The following is a 22,661-nucleotide window of genomic DNA, read 5'->3' as shown; positions in this document are numbered from 1 at the left end:
GTTTGCACTCGATCGAACCGGACGGCCTGGACCTGGTCGAGTGGATCCGAGCTACCGGCTGGACCGCGCCCACCGACGTGGCGCTGCGCGCCTTCTTGACTTGGAGCGCGCTCCAAGCGATTGACTGACCGGATGGAACACCGCTACCTCGGCCGGTCCGGCACGCTCGTCAGCGAACTGTGCCTGGGCGCCATGACGTTCGGCCGTGAGGCCGACGAACCGACGAGCCGCCGCATGCTCGACGCGTTCGCCGACGCCGGCGGCAACTTCATCGACACCGCCGACGTTTACGGCGGCGGTGCCTCGGAGGAGGTCACCGGGCGCTGGCTTGCTGGACGCGACCGCGACCAGTGGGTGATCGCCACCAAGGTGCGATTCCCGTCCGGACCCGGTGTGAACGACGTCGGGCTGGGACGCAAGCACATCCTCGCCTCCATCGACGCCAGCCTACGGCGGCTGGGCACCGACTACGTCGACCTCTACCAGACCCACGGCTGGGACCGGGCCACGCCGCTGGAGGAGACGCTCTCGACGCTCGACTCGCTGGTCACCGCCGGTAAGGTGCGCTACCTCGGCGCGAGCAACGTCACCGGCTGGCAGCTGCAGAAGGCGCTGGACGTCAGCCGCGCCCTGGGGCTGGAGCGGTACCTCACACTGCAGCCGCAATACAGCCTGCTCGCCCGGCCGACCGAGTGGGAGTTGCTCCCGGTCTGCCTGAGCGAGGGTCTCGGGGTACTGCCGTGGTCGCCGCTGCGCGGTGGGTGGCTGTCCGGGCGCTACACCCGGGAGATGTCCGGACCGCCGGCCGGTTCCCGCGTCGACGCCGCCGGTCGTGAGGGGTGGAGCGAGAGCTGGGCCGCGTACGCGAACGAGACGACCTGGTCGATCCTCGACGCTCTGCGGGAGATCGCCGACGCCCGCGACCGGAGCGTCGCTCAGGTGGCGATCCGATGGGTGCTGCAGAGGCCGGGGGTGACCGCGCCGATCCTCGGTGCGTCGCGCTTCGATCAGCTCGAAGACAACCTCGGTGCCCTCGGTTGGACCCTGACCGACGAGGAGATGGCCCGGCTGACCGCGGTCAGCGAGGTCTCCGCGCCCTACCCGTACGACGTCTCGATGCGAGACATCGCGAACAGCCGCTGAGACGCCGAGGCCCCTTCTCCTCTTGAACCGCCCGCGCCGCCTTGGCGAGGCCCCTGGCGATGAGCGTCAAAGGCAGGAGCCGCGGTCCTGGGCGTCGCCGATGATCGTGACGAGCAGCCGGCGCAGGTCCTGAACCTGCTGCGGGCTGAACGGACTCAGGACGGCCGCCTCGACCTCGGCGCACGCGTCGGCCACCGTCGCTCGCAGGGTCTCGCCGGCAGCGGTGATGACGGGGATGCGGAGACGACGGTCTCCGGGGGCACTGTGGCGCACCACCAGACCTCGGCGCTCGAGGCGATCGAGTTGGCTCATCAGCGTGGTCTTGTCCAGGCCGAGGGACCGGCTGAGGTCGGACTGGGTGAGGCCCGGGCTCTTGTCGAGCGCGCTCAGCACGATGTAGTCGCGCAGCCCGAGTCCGTGCCGCTCGGCCACGTCTCCGGTCACGCCGCGCAGGTGCTGCGCGGCGCGGTGCAACAACCAGGTGATCTCGGAGTCGGACGACGGGCTCGGGCCCGCGTCTTGCGACAGCGGTGACTCGGGAGTGCGCATCGCAGAACGGTACGCCGTCAGGAGGCGTAGCCGGTGGCGGCCTCGTGCGTCAGCAGCGGAATGCCGTCGTAGGAGCCGAGATCGTGAGCGGGGACGATCTGCATGAGGCCGTCGAGCGCGATGACGCGCAGCAGAGCCTCGCGGAGCTGGTTCCGATTGCTGTCGGCGAGCGTGCTGAGCAGCCAGGGACGTTCGACCCGCCGGCGAATGCCGTCGATCTGCCACGTCAGGTCGCCGATGAAGGCGTACCGCCGGCCGGAGGGCACGGTGACGAAAATGATGACGGAGCCGGTCGTGTGGCCTCCTGCGAGCGCGACGACCACCGAGCCGTCGCCGTAGACGTCGTAGCTCGACGTGAAACCGAGGTAGGGCCTGTTGTCGAAGCCGTACTCGCGGACTTCATGGCCTTGTGACACCGAGCGGAAGACCTTCCCGTCCGGATCTGCAGCGGCGTAGTCCCTCTCGTCGGCGTTCAGCAGGATCGGGGTGCCCCGCAGGCCGTCGAGCCCGCTGGCGTGGTCCCAATGCGAGTGCGTGAGTAGTACACCCTGGAGCCGCTCGCGGTCGTAACCGACAGCGTCGAGCTGCTCGCCGACCGTCCGGCCCTGTCGGTAAGGCGCACGCACCATTCGCGGAAGCATCGCGATGTGGTCGGCCACGTCGTCACCGAATCCGGCGTCGATCAACAGGTCGCCGTCCGGGTGCTGGATCAGGACCACGGACGCGGCGAACCGGCGCTTGTCCCGGAACGAGCCGCCGCGGACGGCGAGCGCCGCCCGGGTCTCGTACGTGCCGGTCGGCAGGTGATACAGGGCCATGCCTGCGGGCGGGTGAGCCTCCGGGAGCGGCTGGTTCCAGGGAGTGGGCGCGGGAAGAGAAGACATGCCGGGATCGTATGAGCTCAGACTTTCCGAATCAAGACGATCTTTGTCGACCACTGCGGCTACGGCGGGTTCATGCCGTGGGCCGGGTCGGTGGCCGTTCGCAGCCGCACGTACCAGCCGGCCCACGGCAGCGAGCCTTTCCAGATTTCACTGGCCCCGGTGCCGCTACCACAGCACGCGTAATGCACGGTGGTGCCGCCGACCGCCGGGACCGGGAGCAGGCTCAAAAGTTCGTGCAGCGCCGTGGACTGCGTCACCGTGTAGGCGGATGGCCCGACAGAGAGGTTTCCGGGCGGCCTGACGGTGTAGTCGACCGCGCGCTTTTCGGGGTCCTGGCGGTTCGAGCCGAACGAGTATGGATACGGCCCCGGAAGGTCACGAAGTGTCTTGGTGCCCAGCCGCTCAAGGATGAGCTCAGCTTGAGTCGGAGGATTCTCCGCCTCGATGCGATTACCCACCTGATTGTCGAGATAGGCCCCCTGCGGTGCGTAGAAGACCAGCGTCACGTTTGCGGGTATGTCGAACTTCGGATCTTTGACGCGTTTGCCCGGCAACGGATTCAGGTTGCTCTCGACGAACGTGCCGTGACCGCTGACCACGTGTCCGAAAGCAGCGGTCGGAGGGGTCTGCGGCGGCACGAGCGTCGCAGGCGGCGGCGCCTGCACCTTCGGCTTCGGCTTCGGCTTCGTCAGCTGAGAAGTCGACGTAACCTTGGGAGCTTTGACGGCTTTGGTCCGCTTCATGGATTTCGAAAGTTTGGCGGCGTTGGGGTCGAACACCTCAGGCCTCCGATCCGGGGCATGGCGTCAAGAGGCCAGCATCGCACCCGCGGCGACGGAGTCGACAGTGGACAGCGGACCGGCGCCCCGATCTACGTCATCCTCAACAGTTTGTCGGCGAACACCACGCCGGCGCTTAGCGTTGACGGATGAATGACGCACTGGTGTCGGGCTCCATCGCGATCGTCGGTACGGCGATCGGCTGGGCGCTGAGTGAAGCCGGCGCCGGGTGGCGTCGGCGGTCCGAACGGCGAAACGCAGCCCGCGACGCGGCCGACGGCCGGGTTTTCGACGCCGTACGCTCGGCCGGCACCTTCGCCGAAGGTGTTCGTACCCTGATCGGAATCGATCTCAGCAAGGCAACGCACGGAGAGGGCGTCACCCACCACACCTATGAACGGATCGTCGTCGACCTGCAAGCCGAGCTCCGAGGGCTACGGCTGACCTATCTGGCGATCACCGCGAAGGGCCCACGCGAGACGCTTCCCGCCGCAACCGAACTGATCAGCCGAGCCCAACAGCTCTGGACCACCATCGAGGCCCTGCCTCGACGCGAGATTCCGGGCGCTGCCCCACAACTCCTCCGCAGCTGCGACGAGCTCTTCGAGAGAGCCCGCACGCTCGCAGCAACCATCGCCCCTCCTCGGTGAGGAGACGGGAGGTGGCGTGACCCGGACGCCGGCCGCCTGCGCCTACTGGCGAGGGCCCGTCGGTCAGGGTTTGCGGGCGATCGCGCCGTACACGGAGACCAACTCGTCGGACCGGTCGGCGAAGCGGTCTTTCTCGTCCGGGTGCCAGCGGTGCACCAGCGTCACGCCGGGATCGACCAGCTCCAGCCCGTCGAAAAAGCTCTCGATCGCGGGCTTCGGCCGCACCTGCATCGTGACGCCCCGGGCGGCGTAGATCTCCTCGACCTTCTTCCACTGTTCCGGCAGGAAGTCGCCGGTGAGATGCGAAAGCGCGAGGTAGGAGCCGGACGGCAGCGCGTCCAGCAACTGGCGGACGATCCGGTGCGGCTCGTCCGCGTCGCCGATGAAGTGCACGATCGCGACGAGCAGCAACGCGACCGGCTGGTCGAAGTCGAGGGTGCGCTTCGCGGCCTCGATGATCCGTTCCGGATCGCGGAGGTCGGCGTCGAGATAATCGGTGACGCCCGACGGACTGCTCGCCAGCAGCGCTCGCGCATGGGCGAGCACGATCGGGTCGTGGTCGGTGTAGACGACGCGCGCGCCCGGATCGATGCCTTGCGCGACCTCGTGCACGTTCGGCGGAGTGGGCAGCCCGGTGCCGATGTCGAGGAACTGGCGGATGCCCTGTTCCGCGGTCAGATAGGTGACGGCACGCCGTAGCCAGTCGCGGTTGGCACCAGGGGCGACGTCGCTGGCCGGGTTGGAACTCCGGCCGTGCTCAGCCGCGGTGCGGTCGGCCGGGAAATTGTCCTTGCCGCCGAGCAGGTAGTCATAAACCCGGGCCGGATGTGGGACGTCGGTGCGCAGGTCGACCGGCGGGCGGTCGGTAGCCCGGGAAGCGGCCTCGGTCATCCAGTCAGCGTCAGACACGTCGATCCTTACTCGTCCCGGTGACAACGACGCCGATACTAGTGCGCCCGATCCGATGAGGACATGGTCGAGCGCGAGTTCATCCCCCGCCCACGGCAAGCTCTGCGCGGTCACCGGCGTTCGTTTCTCGCCGACCGGTGGCTTGGACCGCGGCCTGCCCGCCGTCCGCGGTCGGATGGAGGATCCGGACGTACGACGGCACGTGAACGCACCCGGTCGCTCAGCAGGTCGTGAACCCGTCCCCGGGCCTTCCCGTCCACCGAATATGAGCGGAGCCATGAACCGACGAAACCGCGCGTGGGCATTACCGATAGCCGTCGGCGCGTTGCTGTGCTCGGCGGCGTGCGGCGCGGACGAGCGCGAAGACACACCCGCGCCGAAACCCTCACCGTCGCTACCGACTGCGACGCCGGGCACGGTCGAGGAGGTGGCCGCCAGAGTCGGCTGCCGGCCGAAGATCCAGATCGAGGCGACCGAGCTCCGCCAGGGCGTGTGCACGACGTCCGTGGGCTACTTCGGCGTGACGACGTTTCCGACCGACGAGCTCAAGAGCGTCTGGCTGGACGCCGCGTCCGGGCGGCCGGGCTGGTACGTCGTCGGCCCGCGCTGGGCGGTGTCGATCGCCGAGCGGCGGGCTGCCGAGACGCTCCGCAAGACGCTCGGCGGCGCGTTGGTCGATGGCTGGAAGATCGCCGAGCGAGAGGGTCCGCCCGCCCCCTCTGCCAGCTGACCGATCCGGAGCGAAGCGGCGGCCGTCGTCAGGAACTCGGACGACGGCGGCGGACGACGAGGGGACCGGCGCCACCGCGGCGGCTGCCGCATCTGCGGTCAGCGCTTCCCCTTCGAGGCGAGCGCGGCGAGGAAGCCGCCGACGAAGGTGTCTCCGAGCCCGACGGTGGTGGGCTCGGGGACGTCGAGCGCGAACGCGGGTACGCAGTGGACGGCGTCGCCCAGGCGCTCGTGCAGCGCCACCGAGAAGGCGATCGACTCGGGTCGTCGCGGTTGCTCGCGCAGGCGTTCGACGTCCTCGGTGGTGACGTCGTCGCCGTGTCGGTAGCGGGCGGCGGCCATCACCGTGCCGGTGTCCAGGGCGTCGGCGTAATCCCCCTCGCCGAGCGTCACGGCCCAGTACTTCGTGTGCAGCACGAGCGTCGGCACCGGAATGAACGCGTGCACGGCGGTCAGCGCGTCCGCAACCTGCTCCGCGTCGAGCAGGTCGATCGCTCTGCCCAGATAGGACTGCAGTTCGTCCTCGTTCAGTCCGTACACGTCGATCTCGTCGAGCAGCGCCTCGCGGACCCGGCGGCTGAAAGCGGGCTCGTGGTAGGCCGCGTCCTCGAAGTAGGTCACCGCGTCCGGCGGCTGCTGCCGCATGTGCTCCCGGAGGGCAGCGAGGCGCTCGTCCAGCTCGGCCACGTCGCGCATGGCGTTGAAACCGGAGATCAGGAAGACCTTCGCCGCGCCCAGCCGATCACCGAGGCCGGCCGCGAGCCTCAGGTCGCTGTTGGCGGGGTCGTTGACGTAGATCAGGCGATTGGGGAACGGTGCGTCGATGTCGATGTCGGCCACGCGAACGCGCAAACCCCGGTCGTACTGGACGATCAGGTGCGGGTAGAACGTGTCCTCGGTGCCGCTGTCGAGGTACTCGCCGTCGGCGGGCAGCAACCGGCGCACGGTGTCGTTGACACTGACCAGGTGCAGGGTGGAGGGCACCCCCAGCCGGCTCATCACGATCCCGGCCCGTACCGAGGTGCCGCCGAGGGTCTCCCGGTACGGAAACCGCTGGGCGAAGGTCGACAGCGCCGGGGCGGAGGCGACGTAGTGCTCGCCGCCCCCGCCACGCGCCACGTACCCCAGGATCGACACCACGAGATCACGCTCGCTGGTCACGGTCGTGGGCGACGTCAGCTCCGCCGCGACGATGCCGTACTCGGCGACCAACCGTTCCAGGACGTCGGCGGTCAGCTTCACCTCGTAGTCGACGCAGCCGCCGAGGCCCAGGAGTACGTCGGATGCGTCGGTCATGTCAGTAGAGTGACGCCTTGCCTGCGGCGCCGAACAGCTCGATTTTCTGAGCGGCGACGACGTTCATGGCCTCGATGCAGGCGGGCTGAATCGCGTTGGGCTCGCGAACCTTCGGGTCGTCGCCGAGCACCTCGCGCATCTTGTTGTGGTAGGCAACCTTGATGTCGGTGGAGATGTTGATCTTGTTGATGCCGGTGCGCGCGGCCTCGTAGATCTCGTCGTCCGGGTTGTTGGAGCCGCCGTGCAGTACCAGCGGGATCCGCACCCGGCTCTTGATTTCCTTGAGCAGGTCGAGTTTCAGCTCCGGCTTCAAGTGGGCCGGGAAGAAGCCGTGGTAGGTGCCGATCGCGATCGCGAGGCTGTCCACGCCGGTCTGCTCGACGAACGTGACCGCGTCGTCGGGGTCGGTGTAGATGATGGTGGCGGCGCCCGCCTCGGCGTAGCTGTCGTTCGCGCCGATCGTGCCCAGTTCGCCCTCCACCGAGAGGCCGAGCGCGTGCGCGGAGTCGGTGACCTTCTTCGAGATCGCGACGTTCTCGTCGAACGGCGCCAGCGAGCCGTCGATCATCACCGAGGTGAAGCCGAACTGGACCGCGTGGAGGATCTGCTCGTAGGTGGCGCCGTGATCCCAGTGAATCGCGATCGGGACGCTCGAGAAGTGAGCCCGCTCGACGATGCCGGTGATCATCTCGCGGCCGATGTGCCGTACCTCGTCCGGATGGATCGCCACGATCAGGGGAGCATTCGTCTGTTCGCTGATCTCCACGATGCCTTTGAACATCGCCCAGTCGCTGATGTTGAAGGCGGGCACCGCGAAGCTGTGCTCGTTGGCGACGTCGAGAATCGCCTTGCCGGTCGTCAGCATTTCTGTGTTTCTCCTATTACTGGGGGTGTCAGGCCTTCACGGCACCGGCGGTGAGCCCGCCGATGAAGCGCCGCTGGAAGAGCAGGAAGAGGACGAGAACGGGAATGGACCCGAGAATGCTCATGGCCATCATCTGGTTCCACTCGTACGAGTGCTGGCCCATGAGCAGCTGGATGCCGATCGGCACGGTTCGCATGTCGTCGGTGCGGGTCAACGTCAGCGCGAACAGGTATTCGTTCCACGAGATCATGAACGTGTAGACCCCGACCGCGATGAGACCGGGAACCGAGATGGGCACGAGGATCCGCCACAGCGTGGTCCAGCTGCTGCCGCCGTCGACCTTCACGGACTCGTCCAGCTCCCGCGGAAGCGTGTTCAGGTACGCGGTGATCATGAGGATCGCGTACGGGAGCGTGAACACCATGTGCGTGAGGATCAGGCCGGTATAGGTGTTGTACAGGCCGAGCGCGACGACGAGCCCGAAGTACGGAATGACGAGCGTGATCGGCGGCACGGCCTGGACGCTGATGATCACCGCGTTGATCGTCTTCTGGAACGGAAACGTGAAACGGCTGAACGCGTACCCGGCGAGGATGGCCACCAACAGCGTCAGAATCGTCACCGCGAAAGCGACGATGTAGCTGTTGAGAAAGAATCTCAGCTGAGCGCCGTTGCCCAAGATCTCCCGGTAGGCGTCGAGCGAGAACGTGTCGGTGACGAGCTTCGGCGGGCTCTGGAAGACGTCCCCGTTGCTCTTGAACGAGGTGGAGAGCATCCACAGGACCGGTAGGCCGGCGAACAGACCACCGAGCACGAGTCCGGTGATGACGCCCGCCTTCGCGAGGGTGCGCCGGGTCTTGACCGTGGCGATCGCCATTTCACCGCTCCCTTTGCTGGCGTACGTAGAAGAAGGCCAGGACCATCGTGAGAAGCAGGACGATCACCGCGGCGGCGGACGCGGTCGCGAATTCGTACTCGCTGAACGCTTGCTTGTAGGTGTAGGTACTGAGCATTTCGGTGGTGTTCAGCGGTCCGCCGCCGGTCGTCATCCAGATCAGCGCGAACTGTTGAGACGTCCAGATCAGGTCGAGCACGGCCATGCTGATGATCACCGGCCGCAGTTGGGGAAGCGTCACGTGCAGGAACCGCTGGAACCAGTTCGTGCCGTCGACGGCGGCGGCTTCGTACAAGTCGTTGGGGATGCCCTGCAGCCCGGCGAGAAGGCTGATCATGAAGAACGGGTAACCCGACCAGATGTTGATGAAGGTGACCGCCCAGAGCGCCTTGTCCGGGTCGCCGAGCCAGTTCACGCCCTCCTGGACGATGCCCAGCGTCTGCAGCACGTAGTTCACGACGCCGGACGGGTCGAGCAGCAGTCGCCAGATGACCGCGATCACCGCGATCGTGAACAGCCACGGCAGGATGTAGACGATCCGGAAGATGGCCTTGGTGACCCCGCTGAGCAGCGGGGTGTTGAGCATCATCGCGAACGCGAGGCCGAGGACGAGGTGGGCCGCCGTGCTGACCGAGATGAAGACGGCGGTGTTCTTCAGCGCGACCAGGAAATCCGGGTCGGTGAGCACCTTGGTGTAGTTGGCGAGCCCGACGAAGACCGAGTTCTCCTGGACGATGACGTTGTCCCGGAACGAGTAGCTGATCACCATCACGATCGGGATGATCATCAGAACGACGATCAGCAGCACCGTGGGCGACAGATAGCCGTACGGGACCAACCGCCGGGCCGGCTTTCTGCGCGGCCTCGTGGGCTGCTCGACCGGCGCGGCGGTCTTCGAGGCGATCAGTGTCATGGCTGTCTCCTAGTGCGGGCGCCGTACCGGGAACCCGGCACGGCGCCCGGGCGGACTACTCGATCACCGACGACCAGTTCTCCTGGGCCTTGGTGAGGGCGTCGTCGACGTTCGACTTGCCGGTCAGCACGAGTTGCAGTTGCTCGTCGAAGCTGCGCATCAGGTCCTCGGACTTCGGGAGGCCGACGAACTCGTTGGCCGGGTAGCCCTGCTGGTAGATGTCGAAGGCGGTCTTGAACATCGGGTCGCTGTTGCTGAAGTCGGGCTTCGCGTTCTTGTTGCCCGGGAAGCCGTTGGCGATCGTGCTCAGCTTCGCGTTCGTCTCCTGGCTCATCAGGTAGGACACGAGCTTGAACGCCTCGGTCTTGTGTTCGGAGGAGTTGGAAACGCCGATGCCCCAGGACGCGTAGGGGATGCCGCGCTTGCCGGTGAAGCCGTCCTCGGCCGGCACGGCCGCCACCTCGAACTTCAGGTCCGGCTTGCTCTTCTTGATCAGGTTGATGTGCGCGAGCGAGTCGATCATCATGCCGACCTGGCCGTTGGTGAACTTCTCGACCTTGTCCTGCTCTTTCATGGTGAGCGACCCGGGCGCGATCACGCCGGCGTCGTTCAGGCTCTTCACGTACTCGACCGTGCTCTTGACTTCGGGGCTGGTCAGGTTCGGTTTGCCGTCCTTCAGCATGCTGCCGCCCGATGCCCACAACCAGGACATGACGTCGTTCTGGACCCCGTTGGGCACCGCCGTGTCGAGCGGGAGCGCCCAGCCTTTGACGTTCCCGCCGCCGGCGCTGATCTTCTTCGCCGCGTCGAGGAACTCGGTGCGAGTGCTGGGCACCTTGCTGACGCCGGCCTTGGCGAGCAGGTCCTTGTTGACGAAGAGCGGGTAGACGAAGTTGACGACCGGGATCATGTACGTCTTGCCCTTGATCTTCACCTGGCTGGCGAGCTGCGAGTCGTCGTAGTTCGCATCCGCCATCAGCTTGGACAGATCGGCGATCGCGCCCTGCTTGGCGAAGTCGCTGACCCAGGCGCCGTCGAGGCCGACCACGTCCGGCAGCGTCTTGGACGCCGCCCCGGTGACCAGCTGCTGTTTGGTCGACGCGTAGGGCGCGCTGACCAGCTTGACCTTGATCTTCGGGTTCTGGGCCTCGAAGTCGGCGATGAGCTTGTCGAAGTCCCCGGCCGGCAGCTCGGCGCCCCACCACTGCGCGAACTCCAGCGTCACCGAGCCGTTCGAGCCGGCGCTCGAATCACTCGAACCGCAGGCCGCCACGACCGCGACCAACGAGGCCGCCGTCACGGCCCCTATCAACCGCTTCAGCCGTGAGGAACGAACCGCCATGGCGATCTCCTTGTATCGAGTTCCTTCTGTTCTCTGCTGTGTTGGCGAGACGTTAGCAGCGTGTTACGAACCTAAACAAGAGTAGAACAGCAAGAAACTGCGGAGTACGGCATACTCTTGCGCCATAGGGTGGGATCGATAGTGTCCGGTGTACGTGTTTACGCAGGAAACGAGGCTATATGGCCAGGCTGCGGGCTGTGATACCCCGGGTCGCTGCTCTTTGCAGCTCTATGCGTTGAAGTGCGCAATCTACGACCCGCCGTGGCATACTTCCGCACTGATGAGAGACAGCTATGAGCGTCGATAAGGACGAGCGGCAGCGCCACCTACCCGCCGGGCGCAAGGCTCAGCTAGCCGCGTACGTCGCAGAAACCGGCCAGGTCACGGTGGGCGAATTGGCCGAGCGCTTCGGGGTCTCCATCGACACCGTGCGACGTGATCTGGATCAGCTGAGCGCCGATGGCGTCCTGGTGCGCACGTACGGCGGCGCCGTCAGCCTTTCCACGGTCGCGCGCACCGACCGAGCCGTGGACCAGCGGCTCACGGAGCAGGAGCAGGAGAAGGAGACGATCGCGGCACTGGCCGCGGCGCTGGTGCAGGACGGTTCGACGATCATGATCAACGGCGGGACGACCACCCTCGCGGTCGCCCGCAATCTGGGCCAGCACCGCGACCTCACCGTGGCCACGAACAACCTGCTGGTGCCCGGCGCGCTGCCGCCCACGGCGGTCCGCGACATCTACCTCTTCGGCGGCGCGGTGCGCACGCTCACTCTCGCGACGATCGGTCCGGTCAGCTTCCGGGCCAACGGCGGCGCCGAACTGGACATCCGGTGCGACCTGGCGCTGATCGGCGTCGGCGCGGTCGCCGCGGACGCCGGCTACACCACGAGCAACCTCGCCGAAGCCGCGATGATGCAGGAAATGATCTCGCGCGCGGCCCGGGTGGCCGTTCTCGCCGACTCCTCCAAGTTCGGCCGCCGGCTGTTCGCGCAAGCGTCCGAGTTGGCCAGCGCCGACTACCTGATCACCGACGCGACGCCACCGCCGGATCTCAGAGAGGCTCTGGCGGCCGGCAACGTGGAGCTGATCACGCCGACGGCTGCCCCTCGAGCACGGGACGCGAAATCCGTCTGACGGCCGGCCGAACGAACCCCGTGCCCGTGAGCGCGCCGGGCCCGTGGGACCGATGACGCACGATCGTCGCCTCCACGGCGGCGACTGACCGGAGACAGAACCGTCGGCCGCACGGAGGCCGCGACGTGGCAGCCGCGTGGACCGGACGGGTCCACCGGCACCGCCCGCGCGGACGTCGATGCGTTGCTCCCCCGGCCCGACGGCTGTGCCGCCAACCGGCCTGAGCGCCGCTTTAACGGTCGTCTCAGATTCGCTCGGTACGAAGTCGGCGTCCGACAAGCGAGGTAATACGCAGGTAGGAGGCCAGTGAATGGCAGTCAACGCAGGGCCGTCCGGGAAAGCGCCGGCCGGTCGGCCGGCGGGCCGGTGGGTGCCGTGGTTGGTGATCGGCCTGTGGGTGGCGCTGGCGCTGGTCATGGTGCCGCTGAGCGGAAAGTTGAGTTCGGTCACCACCGACAGCGCCGCAGACACCCTGCCGGCCAGTGCCGAGTCCACCAAGGTGGCGGTGCTGGAGGACAGTCTCCCCGGCGGGGACGACAACACGTTCGTCTTCGTGTACCACCGCGCCGGCGGCTTGACCGACGCCGACCGCGCGACGGTCGAACGCCACTACGACACCCTTGCCGAGCGGTACCCGCCGAAGGCGGCGGCGGCCGGCGGCAAGGAGGACGGCCCACCGACGAGGCTCTCCACCGACGGCAAAGCGATGATGTTCACCCTCGAGGTGAACACGACCTACGGCGCACCGGAGACGCTCGTCGGCCCGTTGCGTGACGCCGCAAGGGACCGCCCCGCCGGCCTGGAACTCGACGTGACCGGCCCGGCCGCGATCGACGGCGACCTCGATGCCGTCTTCGACGGCATCGACCTGCAGGTCTTCCTCACCACGGTCGTCGTCGTCACGCTGCTGCTCATCCTCACCTACCGCAGCCCGGTGTTGTGGATCATCCCCCTCCTGGCCGTGGGCGCGGCCGCGCTGACCGCGATGGCGACCGTCTACCTGCTCGTCAAGGGCTTCGGCATCGTGGTCAACGACCAGAACTCCGCGCTGCTGACGATCCTGGTATTCGGCGTCGGCACGGACTACGCGCTGTTGCTCATCGCTCGATATCGGGAGGCACTGCATCACCACGAGAACGTCCGGATCGCGATGGTCCACGCGCTACGCGGCGCGGCGCCGGCCATCGTCGCGTCCGCGGCCACCGTGGTCGCCGGCCTGCTCTGCCTGCTCGTCGCGGACCTGAACAGCACCAGCGGGTTGGGCCCGATCGGAGCGGCCGGCATCCTGTGCGCGCTGGTGGCCATGCTGACGCTGTTCCCGGCCGTGCTCGTCGTGCTCGGCAGGCGGATCTTCTGGCCGGCCATCCCGCGATTCAGCACGGCCGTGGCGGAGAAGCCGGGGCTGTGGGGACGGCTCGGCGCCGTCCTCAGCCGCCGGCGGTGGGTGGCGACGCTCGGCTCGCTCGGAATCCTCGGCGTGCTCGCCATCGGGCTGGCGGGCAACACCGGCGCTCTGCGGGAGCAGGACCAGTTCCTGTCCGCGCCGGAGTCGGTCGCCGGCTTCACGGTTCTCCGCCAGCACTTCCCGGAACTCGGCGGCCAGCCGATGACGATCTTCACGCGGCCGGCGTACCAGGAGCGGGTGCTCGACGTCGTCAAGGGCACTCGCGGCGTGGCCATGACCATCCCGGGCCGGACCAGCGCCGGCTGGGCCGACATCTCCGTGTTCCCGACGGACGCCCCGGACACCGCCGCGGAGTACGACACGATCAAGCGGGTGCGCACCGCCGTGCACGCGGTGAGCGGTGCGGAGGCGATCGTCGGCGGGCCGAGTGCGGAAAATCTCGACACCGAGGTGACCACCAGCCGCGACGAGAAGCTGGTGATCCCGCTGGTGCTCGCCGTGGTCCTGATCGTCCTCGGGCTGTTGCTGCGCGCGATCGTGGCCCCGCTGGTGCTGATGGCCACCGTGATCGTCTCGTTCGCCGCAGCCTTCGGCGGCAGCGTGTTCGTCTTCGACACGATCCTCGGGTTCAAGGGCGTCGACTATTCGGTGCCGTTGCTGGCATTCCTGTTCCTGGTGGCGCTCGGCGTCGACTACAACATCTTCCTGGCCAGCCGGGCCCGGGAGGAGGCCGGGCGTCTCGGCACCAGAGAGGGCATGCTCAAAGCCCTCTCGGCCACCGGTGGCGTCATCACCTCGGCGGGCCTGGTGCTGGCGGCCACGTTCGCGGTCCTCGCCACACTTCCGCTGGTGATGCTGATCGAGGTCGGGTTCCTGGTCGCCTTCGGAGTGCTGCTCGACGCCCTGCTGGTGCGGTCGGTCCTGGTGCCCGCCCTCACCCTGCTGATCGGCCGGCGGATCTGGTGGCCGAGCCGGCTGTCCGGTCCAGCGGCGAAGCTGCCGGACGGCCCGCTGTCGAACGCCGACGACGAGGAGCCCGCGCTGCAACGGTGAGTGCGGAGAAGATCCGGGACGGAGCCCAGGCCCGTCCCGGATTTCTCGTTCCTGCGCCGTGCGGCCGGGGTCAGCGCACCGCGGTGTCCTCCCCGGAGGTGAGCCGCGTGATCGGGGCGGGCGGGGCTGCGACCGGAAGATCGACCCGCAGGAGCGCGCCACCGCGAGCGGAGCGCGCGACGGTGACCCGGCCGCCGTGGGCGTCGACGACCCGCTGCACGATCGACAGCCCCAGACCGGATCCCGGCAACGCCCGGGCGCTGTCGGCACGGTAGAACCGGTCGAACACCCGCGGTACGTCGGCGGCGTCGATGCCCGGCCCGGCGTCGTCGACCTCGATCACCGCCGACGCGCCCTCGGCACGGAGCCGGACCTCGACCGGCTGGTCCGCAGGGGACCACTTGCCGGCGTTGTCGATGAGGTTGAGCACCGCCCGTTGGAGCGCAGCCGGACGCCCGCTCACCCACACGGAAGTCACGTCGAGCGCGACCTCGAAGTCGGGTGCCCGGGAACGCGCCCGGGTCGCGGCGGCCACCACCACGTCCGCGAGGTCGAGCAGTTCGGCGCTCTCGTCGCTGACGTCACCGCGCGCCAGGTCGGTCAGCTCGGCGGCAAGGGTGCTCAACTCGGCCACCTGGGCGCCGAGATCGTTGAGCAGCCGGGTCCGGCTCTCCGCCGGCAGCGCGCTGTCCAGGGTGCCGCGCCGATCGAGCCGGATCAGCAGTTCGACGTTGAGGCGCAGGCTGGTGAGCGGGGTCTTGAGCTCGTGGGCGGCGTCCTCGGCGAGCAGCCGCTGGGCCCGCCGGGAGTCCCGGAGCGCGGCGAGCATGTCGTTGATCGACCGGATCAGCCGCCGGATCTCCCCACCGCCCTCATCCGGAATGTCGGCGTCGAGATCCCGGGTGCGCGCGACACGTACCGCGGCGGCGGTCAGCCGGTCGATCGGTGCCAGCCCGGTCCGCGCCACCGCCCGCCCGACGAAGCCGCCCCCGACCATGCAGAGCAGCCCGATCAGCAGCATGCCCAACCCGAACTCGTTGATCGGGCTGTCGTCGGCGACGTTGGCTACCTGGACCGCGCCGTCGCCCGCCCGCAGCGTGTAGAGGAGGTAGCCGTCGTCGTCGAGGCCCGGCGCCTCCATCAGGTCGGCCGACGTGCCCCGCGCCACACGCCGGGCGTTCTCGCTGACGGGGGGCAACGCGGGTTGGCCGGCCGGCGTCCGGATCGAACCGTCAGGCAGGATCACCCGCACCATCCGACCGGCTCCGGGATACGGCGGTAGCTGAACCTGCGCTAGACCTGCGCGCTCCGCGTTCGTCGCCAGGACGCGGGAGTCGGCGCGCAGCTGATTCTCGGCGGTGTGCCGCAGCTCCCAACCCAATAGCTGGCTGGCGACCTGGAAAGCCACGAACACGCTGGCCGCGATGGCCGTCGCCGCGATCACCGTCATCCTGGTCCGCAGGGACCGCCGGCGCCACCATCGGGTCAGCCGGCGCGGTTCCCGGCCGGCGGGCCTCCTCACGGAGGAGTCTCCCGCAACGTGTATCCCAGGCCCCGCAGCGTGTAGATCAATCGCGGTTCACCCTCGGCCTCCATCTTGCGGCGCAGGTAGCTCACGTAGACCTGGAGGTTGTTGGCGGTGGTGCTCATGTCGAAGCCCCAGATCGCCTCGAACAGCGCGTCGCGGGTCAAGACCCGCGTCGCGTTGCGCATGAGGACCTGCAGGAGGGAGAACTCGGTCCGGGTCAGGTGCAGCGACCGCTCGCCCCGCCACGCCTCGAACCTGTCGGGGTCGAGCCGGAGGTCGGCGAACGACAGGATCTGCGACTCCCCGTCGGTCGACGTGCGCCGGCGCAGCAGGGCCCGCACCCGGGCCAGCAACTCCTCGGTGGCGAACGGCTTGGGCAGGTAGTCGTCGGCGCCCGCGTCCAGCCCCGCGACCCGGTCGGAGACCTGGTCACGCGCGGTCAGCATCAGCACCGGCAGATCCCGGCCCGCGGCCCGCAACCGCCGGCAGGTCTCCAGCCCGCCGAGGCGGGGCATCATCACGTCGAGGATCAGCAGATCCAGCGTGTCACCGTCGGCGCCACCGACCCCGTCGAGCACGGCGAGACCGTTGGCGACGGTGCTGGTGTCGTAACCCTCGACCTGCAGCACCCGCGCCAGCGACTCACGGATGGCCGCCTCGTCGTCCGCGATCAGGATCCGCACCCCGGTCCGCCCTCCAGTCGACGCTTTCCGCTCACCTTTCCCGATCAACCTGAGGCCATGATTAAAGCCGTCGGCGCCGGGTGCGACGTTCGTGGCGTCACTGCCACGATCGTGCCCGGGCCCGTTCGGCGGGAACCTGGTTCCACGGGGACACACCCCGCGGAACAACCACCCCAGCACCCCCGGCCCGGATGCCGCGCGGGAGCACGCGGTCCGGCTTCGCCGGCCGTTCCTGGCCGGCCGGCGACGTCCGCTCTCACGGACGGGCGGGCAAGGGCGCACCGTGCACCTGACGTCCTTCCTTGAACACCGCGCGGATGCGTCGGTGCAGGTCAGCGAACCGATAAGGAGTGCCCTCCACCAGCACGAAGTCGGCCAGCTTCCCGTCCTCGACGGTTCCGAGGTCCCGGCTCACCCCCAGAAGTTCCGCCGACGAACTCGTCGCCGAAACCAGCACCTCGGACGGCTTCATGCCGTACCGCTCCATCAGCTCCAGCTCGCGGAGATTGCTGCCGTGTGGTCCCACACCACTGTCGGAGCCCATCGCGATCCGGATTCCCATCGAGTGGGCCAGACGGAACGACCGCTCGTGCTGCGCGGCCACCTCTCGTGCCTTCCGAACCACCGCCGGCGGGAACGGGACGCCACGGTCGTAGGCCTCCACCACGGACAGCGGCGCCGACAGCGTCGGGACCAACCACGTTCCCCGCTCGGCCATCAGTTCAGCGGTCGGCTCGTCGAGAAAGACTCCGTGCTCGACCGAGCGAACACCGGCTTCCACCGCCGACGCTATGCCCGCAGCCGAATGCGCGTGCGCCATCACCGCGGTGCCGGTGGCGGCGGCCTCGGCCACGCATTCGGCGAGCTCGTCCGGCCGGAACTGCGGGTGCTGCGGCTCGTCGCGCGGCGAGACGACGCCGCCGGAGGCGCAGATCTTGATGACGTCGGCTCCGGCGCGTTTCAGTTCCCGGACCTTGCGCCGCATCTCGTCGACGCCGTCCACCAGTGGCCCCGGCCGTCCGGGGTGGGGCTGTGCCCCGATCGACACGGAGCATCCGCCGGACACCGTCCAGTGGTCGTTGTGGCCACCGGTCTGGGAGAGCATCTGGACGGCGATCCTCATTCGCGGCCCGTTGATCCGCCCGGCATCGACCGCCGTCCGGATCCCGAGGTCGGCGCCGCCGGCATCACGGATCGTCGTGATGCCCGCGGCCACCGTGCGGTTCAGATTGTCGATCGCGTCGTAGAACTGGGTGGAGAACGGCTTCGACAGCGCCTCGGCCGGGTCGACTCCGGAGTTGACGACGTGTACGTGACAGTCGAACAGCCCGGGCAGCAGGGTCAGGCCGCGGCCGTCGACCGATCGCGACGCGCTGAGGTCACGACCGACGGCCGCGATCCGCGCCCCGTCGACCAGGACGTCCTGCTCGGCGGTCAGCCCGCCGGACGTCCCGTCCACGACGTCGACACCGGTGATCACGTAGCTCACAGCGCTGCGGCGTTGCCCTCGCGCCGCGGGCCGGCGCAGCTGCTCAGCGTCCCGTCGTCGTCGCGCCAGCTCATCTGGTAGGTGCCCATGTGGTAGTCGTATCGAGGCAGCGGGTTGGTCAGGACGCCGAGCCGGGCCAGACCGTCGACGAAGCCGCTGCTGACCCGGCTCTCGATCGAGAGCTCGTAGGTGTCGGTCAGCGGCAGCATGCGCGGCGCGTCGTCGGCGGCGTAGGGATCCATGCCGTAGTCGAGGATGTTGGACAGGACCTGCGGCACGGTGCAGTGCACGTTCCCCGGGCTGCCGAGAGAGACCACCGGCCGGCCGTCTTTCAGCACGATCGTGTTGCTGAGCACTGCCCGCATTCCCGAGCCTCCGGTGAGCCAGCCGGAGAGCGGCGAGGTGAGCGCGTTGATCTGATGACTGCCGACCATCGGCACGCCGTCGACCACTTCGCCGGCGATTCCGCCGGTTTGCAGCGTGTTCATCATCTGCACCCAGTTGCCCTCGGCGTCGACGAGGCTGAGCTCGCAACTTCCGGTGGGCTGCTTGGATGCCGAGCCGGCCGCGTCGAGGGCATTGCGTCCGCGGGTGAGTTCGACGTGCTTGCTGAGGTCGATCTTGGGCCGGCTGTGCCGGAGCTTGGCCGCGAGCAGCGCGTGGTACTCGTCCGACATCAGCACTCCGGCCGGGTCTTCGAAGATCGCGGGGTCGTTGATGAACCCCGTCTCCAGGTGCGCCAGGCGGAGTGCGTGCGCCATGTAGTAGGCCGCCTCGGGCGACTCGGCGAAATGACCGAGCGACGGGAGGTCCAGGTGCCGGAGGATGCCGAGCACCAGAGCGCAGTAGACCGCCTGGCGGTCCGGCGGAGACAGCTGTGCGACCTCGTAGCCGCGGTGCGACCACCGGGTGGGTGTCGTCCAGTACGCCGGCAGCGCGGTCATGTGGTCGAGCGTGATCGGCCAGTCCAGTTCCCTCGCCCGGGCCACGAAGTGCTGCGCCCAGCCACCGGTGAGGAAGTAGTCCGGCCCTTCGGCGGCCAGGCCGGCCAACGTCTCCGCGAGGGCCGGCTGGGCCCAGCGTTCGCCCACCTGCAGCAGATGGCCGTTCGGAGTGAAGTGCTCACGCCCGGAGGTCGTGTAGAGGAACAGATCGACGGTTTGGGCGTAGACGAGGTGCTCGAACGACGTGACGACGTGACCGTCCCTGGCCGCCGCCACCGCGGGCGCGACGAGGTAACCCCAGGGCTTGGTCGCGAAGCGCTCGAACATGGCCTTCATACCGGGCATGAAGCCGGGGATCACCGACATCGGGCCTCGCGTCCCGGCCGGTGCGTAGAGGCCCCGTCCGCCGGGAACCCGGTGGTGCGCCGGCAGGTCGGCGACGAGGCGGCCCATCGAGTTCAGCTCGTGCACCTGCCCGGTGGCGGCCTCGTAGAACAGACAGGTCACGCTGCCGGCGTGGTTCGTCATGTCTTGCTGGACGACGGCCTGGATCAGGCAGCCGGCGATCGCCGCGTCGATGGCGTTGCCGCCGTCCCGCATCACCTGGAGCATCGTGTCGGTGACCAGTGGATGTTGGCTGGCGCACACCGCACGGCCGCCGGTGATCGGCTGCTTCGGGCCGACACGTCCGCCACTGGACGGATTCGATTCGTGGGGGGCGATCGTCCTGGTCATCGGCTGGACCCTTCGTGTGTCGGCTGAGCTGGTTGGGGTCCCACGGCTAGCCCATGACGGTGCCGGAGGAGTTCCGATTCGGCTGTCGCTTCCGGGAGAACGCGCCGAGATCGATCACATGGCCGGTGTGCTCACCGGTGTAGGTCAGCGGATCGCGGTCGTGGTCGTGACCGCCTTCGACGCCGTCGACCAGCGCGGCGACGAACCGGCCGGCCAGCGGGGCGTTCTTGAACTGGTTTCCGCTGGTGCCGATGGCGACGTAGAACCCGTCGAGGTCGGTGCGGTCGTAGACGGGCGTCCAGTCGTCGGTGACGTCGTAGACGCCGGAGAGACCGGTGGGCTTGTTGGGCACCAGCAAGCCGGGGAACCGGCGCGCAGCGCGGGTGACCTGCGCCTGGAATCGGGCGGCCGTGGGCCGCGGATCCGCCGCATCGACGTCGTCGATCCACTCCAGTGGGTCGCAGTCGGGCTCCGTGCCGCCGACCAGGAGAAAGTCGGGAGGCACCGGACGCAGGTAGATCCCGAGATCCAGATCGGCGATGGCCGGCCCCAGACCCGACGGCCCGTTGTAGCCCGCCGGGGCGGAGACCTGGTGAACTTCCTGACGCATCGGCCGAAGCCGGACCGTGAACTCGGCGCCGACGCCGGCCATTCGATTGATCGAATCGGACCACGGACCGGCGGCGTTGACGACGACCGGCGCGGCGATGCGGGTGCCGTCGGACAGACCGACTCCACCGACCCGCCCGGCGCGCTGGTCGATCGAGGTGACGACGCGATGGAATCGAAAGACGACGCCACGGGCTCGCGCGGCGTCGGCCAGATTGTGTGCCGCCAACTGCGGGTCGTTGACGAAGCCGGCGTCCGGTGTGAACAGGGCGCCCAGCTGCTCGGTGGCCTCGGCGAAGAATGCCTCGTCGTCGAGCCGTTTGGGCGGCCAGTACCGGCCGGTGTCTATTCCGGGCACCCGACCGGCCAGAGTCGCCGCGTCCCACACCTCGTAGGGCACGCCCGCCCGGTCGAACAAGGCGGTGACCGAGGCGTTCGAGATCGGCGGCACGTCGAGCATCACCATGCCGATCCGGACGAATGAGGCCAGCCTCGTATCGGCGGGTGCTTCCAGGTGCTCGGCCCACTTCTCCCAGCAGTGCTCGGACTCCCAGGCTGTCGCGACACCGTCCCAGGTCGAGTAGTTGAATCGCACGATCGCGCTGGACGCGCTGGTCGAACCGAAACCGGCCCCACCGGACTTGTCGGCGACGACCACTCGCAATCCGCGCTTGGCCAGTTCCAGCGCGGCGGCGGTACCGATCACGCCGGCGCCGATGACGACCACATCCGCTGTCTCAGCCATGTCCGCTCCACGATTCACCAGCAATTACCACGATCATGTCGGGGCGACGGCGGCCGGCACGATGGCCATCCGTCGTGCATCAGCGCGACCGAATTCGCCATTCGCGGAAAGCGTTATTCGCGGATCAGCTGGGCGAGCTTCAGACTCAGATGGGCGGCCAGGCGGTCGTCCCCGCGGGAGAGATCGAGGCCGGTGAGTTCCTGCATCCGCCGCAACCGGTAGTACAACGTCGCGCGGTGGATGTGCAGTTGTCCGGCGGTGCGCTGGACGTCGGCGGCGTTGTCCAGGTAGGTCCGGAGCGTCTCGATCAGCTGATGATGTTCGGAGGAAGCGTCGAGCATCGGGCGGATGCCCGGATGGATGCCGTCGGCGAGCTCGTTCGGCGGGAGCTTCGCCAGCACCGCGTAAACCCCCAGTCGCGCGTAGGACACGGTCGGCCCCAGCGCGCCGGTGACCCGGGCGACCTCCGCGGCGTGTCGCGCCTGCGTGTAGGAGCCGTGGGCGTCGGCGAGGCGCCGGTGCGTCGCACCGATCCCCACCCAGCAGCCGCCGGCCGACGAAGCGACCTCGGTGGCCAACCGGTCGTGCACTGCGCCGGCCAGTTCTTCCACGGCCTTGTCGATGCTCGCCGACCGGGTATCGGGCCACACCGCGAGCAGCAGCGAATGGTCGGGCCGGTTGAGGGCGACCGCGTGCCCGGGAGCGAGGAGCCGGCGACAGTGGTCGACCGCGATGTGCAGCGCCAGCCGGCCCTGCTCACCCACCGGTTCGCCACGGTCGTGGCGGAGCGTCGCGACGAGGGCGGTCGTCGGCCCCGGGACGAGGAGTTCCTCCTCGATCAACGCATCCGCGGCCTCCGCACGCAGCGCCGGGTCGGTGGAGACCAGGTCACGAACGAGCTCGCGTTCCCGGCTGCGGCTGAACTCCCAGGTGAGGTACTCGTGGTGCATGATGAGCGCCGCCTGCCCGGCGGCCTCGCGCAGTGTGTCGGCGTCGTGCGCGCTGACCGGCCCGTCCGAACCCAGCAGCCACAGGTAGCCGAGCAGAGTGTCCTCGCGGCGGATCGGCATGCCGATCCGCTCCACCGCCAGCCCGATCTCCGGGCATGCGGGCACCGTGAACAGGTCGGTGGCCCGGGCAGCACCCTGCAGGTCGACGTAGTCCGACAGCTCGACCGAGACACTTCGCCGCATGATGGACTCGACCCGAGCCGGGTCCACCTCCTCACTGGTGTGCGACGTATAGGCGAGAAGGCGTATGTGCGGGTCGTCGACAGCCACCGACCGATGCAGCCGTCCGCCGAGGTAGTCGACCAGCCGCTGCAGGTCCCGGGTCACGGCACGCAGTGTAGAAACGTCGGCTCGGCCTTGTCGACGGTCG

Annotated in this window: 20 protein-coding genes; 5 read left to right on the top strand and 15 right to left on the bottom strand. The window is 68.5% G+C overall.

Going from position 1 to position 22,661, the window contains the following annotated elements; genetic code table 11:
* Nucleotides 1-132: 132 nt before the first annotated feature.
* Entirely contained in the window at nucleotides 133-1,143 is a 1,011-nt protein-coding gene (locus tag ACIBZJ_RS34885) for an aldo/keto reductase (protein WP_395937390.1), read from the top strand.
* A 66-nt stretch (nucleotides 1,144-1,209) separates the two neighbouring features.
* On the opposite strand, the gene ACIBZJ_RS34880 is transcribed toward ACIBZJ_RS34885, so the two are convergent.
* Genes ACIBZJ_RS34880 through ACIBZJ_RS34870 form a run of 3 tightly spaced genes read right to left on the bottom strand, consistent with a single transcriptional unit; the run spans nucleotide 1,210 to nucleotide 3,355 of the window.
* The gene (locus tag ACIBZJ_RS34880) at nucleotides 1,210-1,692 is read right to left on the bottom strand and encodes a MarR family winged helix-turn-helix transcriptional regulator (RefSeq protein ID WP_395937388.1); all 483 of its coding nucleotides are present in this window, start codon (nucleotides 1,690-1,692) and stop codon (nucleotides 1,210-1,212) included.
* Between the two features lie 17 nt (nucleotides 1,693-1,709).
* Nucleotides 1,710-2,576 (bottom strand): MBL fold metallo-hydrolase, encoded by an 867-nt coding sequence (locus tag ACIBZJ_RS34875; protein WP_395937386.1) that lies wholly within the window; start codon nucleotides 2,574-2,576, stop codon nucleotides 1,710-1,712.
* A gap of 59 nt (nucleotides 2,577-2,635) precedes the next feature.
* On the bottom strand, nucleotides 2,636-3,355 hold the full coding sequence (locus ACIBZJ_RS34870; protein WP_395937384.1) for a putative adhesin: 720 nt from the start codon (nucleotides 3,353-3,355) through the stop codon (nucleotides 2,636-2,638).
* Between the two features lie 149 nt (nucleotides 3,356-3,504).
* Here ACIBZJ_RS34870 and ACIBZJ_RS34865 point away from each other — a divergent pair, with 149 nt between their 5' ends.
* Nucleotides 3,505-4,005, top strand: a complete 501-nt coding sequence (locus ACIBZJ_RS34865) for a hypothetical protein (RefSeq protein ID WP_395937382.1) — start codon at nucleotides 3,505-3,507, stop codon at nucleotides 4,003-4,005.
* 63 nt (nucleotides 4,006-4,068) lie between these two features.
* Here the strand turns inward: ACIBZJ_RS34865 and ACIBZJ_RS34860 are convergent, their stop codons facing one another.
* A complete protein-coding gene (locus ACIBZJ_RS34860) occupies nucleotides 4,069-5,028 on the bottom strand; it encodes an SAM-dependent methyltransferase (RefSeq protein WP_395937380.1) in 960 nt (319 codons plus the stop codon).
* 163 nt (nucleotides 5,029-5,191) lie between these two features.
* Between ACIBZJ_RS34860 and ACIBZJ_RS34855 the strand changes: the two genes are divergently transcribed.
* Nucleotides 5,192-5,644 carry a hypothetical protein gene (locus tag ACIBZJ_RS34855; RefSeq protein WP_395937378.1) on the top strand — a complete coding sequence of 151 codons (453 nt, stop codon included), beginning with the start codon at nucleotides 5,192-5,194 and terminating at the stop codon, nucleotides 5,642-5,644.
* Between the two features lie 98 nt (nucleotides 5,645-5,742).
* Here the strand turns inward: ACIBZJ_RS34855 and ACIBZJ_RS34850 are convergent, their stop codons facing one another.
* From ACIBZJ_RS34850 to ACIBZJ_RS34830, 5 genes are read right to left on the bottom strand one after another with little or no spacing between them, the layout of a single operon-like run.
* Complete coding sequence (locus ACIBZJ_RS34850; protein ID WP_395937376.1) at nucleotides 5,743-6,939, bottom strand: ADP-dependent glucokinase/phosphofructokinase; 1,197 nt, start codon at nucleotides 6,937-6,939, stop codon at nucleotides 5,743-5,745.
* Nucleotide 6,940: 1 nt separating this feature from the next.
* Complete coding sequence (locus ACIBZJ_RS34845) at nucleotides 6,941-7,804, bottom strand: ketose-bisphosphate aldolase (RefSeq protein ID WP_395937374.1); 864 nt, start codon at nucleotides 7,802-7,804, stop codon at nucleotides 6,941-6,943.
* Nucleotides 7,805-7,832: 28 nt separating this feature from the next.
* Nucleotides 7,833-8,681, bottom strand: a complete 849-nt coding sequence (locus tag ACIBZJ_RS34840) for a carbohydrate ABC transporter permease (protein WP_395937372.1) — start codon at nucleotides 8,679-8,681, stop codon at nucleotides 7,833-7,835.
* Nucleotide 8,682: 1 nt separating this feature from the next.
* Nucleotides 8,683-9,612, bottom strand: a complete 930-nt coding sequence (locus ACIBZJ_RS34835; RefSeq protein WP_395937370.1) for a carbohydrate ABC transporter permease — start codon at nucleotides 9,610-9,612, stop codon at nucleotides 8,683-8,685.
* Nucleotides 9,613-9,667: 55 nt separating this feature from the next.
* Entirely contained in the window at nucleotides 9,668-10,954 is a 1,287-nt protein-coding gene (locus ACIBZJ_RS34830; protein ID WP_395937367.1) for an ABC transporter substrate-binding protein, read from the bottom strand.
* A gap of 293 nt (nucleotides 10,955-11,247) precedes the next feature.
* Between ACIBZJ_RS34830 and ACIBZJ_RS34825 the strand changes: the two genes are divergently transcribed.
* Both ACIBZJ_RS34825 and ACIBZJ_RS34820 read left to right on the top strand, forming a co-directional pair.
* Nucleotides 11,248-12,090 (top strand): DeoR/GlpR family DNA-binding transcription regulator, encoded by an 843-nt coding sequence (locus tag ACIBZJ_RS34825; RefSeq protein ID WP_395937365.1) that lies wholly within the window; start codon nucleotides 11,248-11,250, stop codon nucleotides 12,088-12,090.
* A 310-nt stretch (nucleotides 12,091-12,400) separates the two neighbouring features.
* Nucleotides 12,401-14,548, top strand: coding sequence for an MMPL family transporter (locus ACIBZJ_RS34820; RefSeq protein ID WP_395937363.1), 2,148 nt, complete (start codon nucleotides 12,401-12,403; stop codon nucleotides 14,546-14,548).
* Nucleotides 14,549-14,618: 70 nt separating this feature from the next.
* Here the strand turns inward: ACIBZJ_RS34820 and ACIBZJ_RS34815 are convergent, their stop codons facing one another.
* The 6 genes from ACIBZJ_RS34815 to ACIBZJ_RS34790 all read right to left on the bottom strand — a co-directional run bounded on the left by ACIBZJ_RS34815 (nucleotide 14,619) and on the right by ACIBZJ_RS34790 (nucleotide 22,618).
* Nucleotides 14,619-16,070, bottom strand: a complete 1,452-nt coding sequence (locus ACIBZJ_RS34815; protein ID WP_395937361.1) for an ATP-binding protein — start codon at nucleotides 16,068-16,070, stop codon at nucleotides 14,619-14,621.
* On the bottom strand, nucleotides 16,067-16,759 hold the full coding sequence (locus ACIBZJ_RS34810) for a response regulator transcription factor (RefSeq protein WP_395937359.1): 693 nt from the start codon (nucleotides 16,757-16,759) through the stop codon (nucleotides 16,067-16,069). Before ACIBZJ_RS34810 ends, ACIBZJ_RS34815 begins: the two co-directional genes overlap by 4 nt.
* Before the next feature lie 256 nt (nucleotides 16,760-17,015).
* Nucleotides 17,016-18,248, bottom strand: coding sequence for an amidohydrolase family protein (locus tag ACIBZJ_RS34805; RefSeq protein WP_395937357.1), 1,233 nt, complete (start codon nucleotides 18,246-18,248; stop codon nucleotides 17,016-17,018).
* Nucleotides 18,245-19,927, bottom strand: coding sequence for a gamma-glutamyltransferase (locus ACIBZJ_RS34800; protein ID WP_395937355.1), 1,683 nt, complete (start codon nucleotides 19,925-19,927; stop codon nucleotides 18,245-18,247). The genes ACIBZJ_RS34805 and ACIBZJ_RS34800 overlap by 4 nt, the downstream gene beginning before the upstream one ends.
* A gap of 46 nt (nucleotides 19,928-19,973) precedes the next feature.
* On the bottom strand, nucleotides 19,974-21,281 hold the full coding sequence (locus tag ACIBZJ_RS34795) for an NAD(P)/FAD-dependent oxidoreductase (RefSeq protein ID WP_395937353.1): 1,308 nt from the start codon (nucleotides 21,279-21,281) through the stop codon (nucleotides 19,974-19,976).
* A gap of 113 nt (nucleotides 21,282-21,394) precedes the next feature.
* On the bottom strand, nucleotides 21,395-22,618 hold the full coding sequence (locus ACIBZJ_RS34790; protein ID WP_395937351.1) for a PucR family transcriptional regulator: 1,224 nt from the start codon (nucleotides 22,616-22,618) through the stop codon (nucleotides 21,395-21,397).
* Nucleotides 22,619-22,661: the final 43 nt, after the last annotated feature.

The sequence above is a fragment of the Cryptosporangium sp. NPDC051539 genome (assembly GCF_044454545.1).
GTDB lineage: Bacteria > Actinomycetota > Actinomycetes > Mycobacteriales > Cryptosporangiaceae > Cryptosporangium.
The sequence above is the reverse complement of the archived record's forward strand: the minus strand, read 5'-3'. Positions and strand labels throughout refer to the sequence as shown.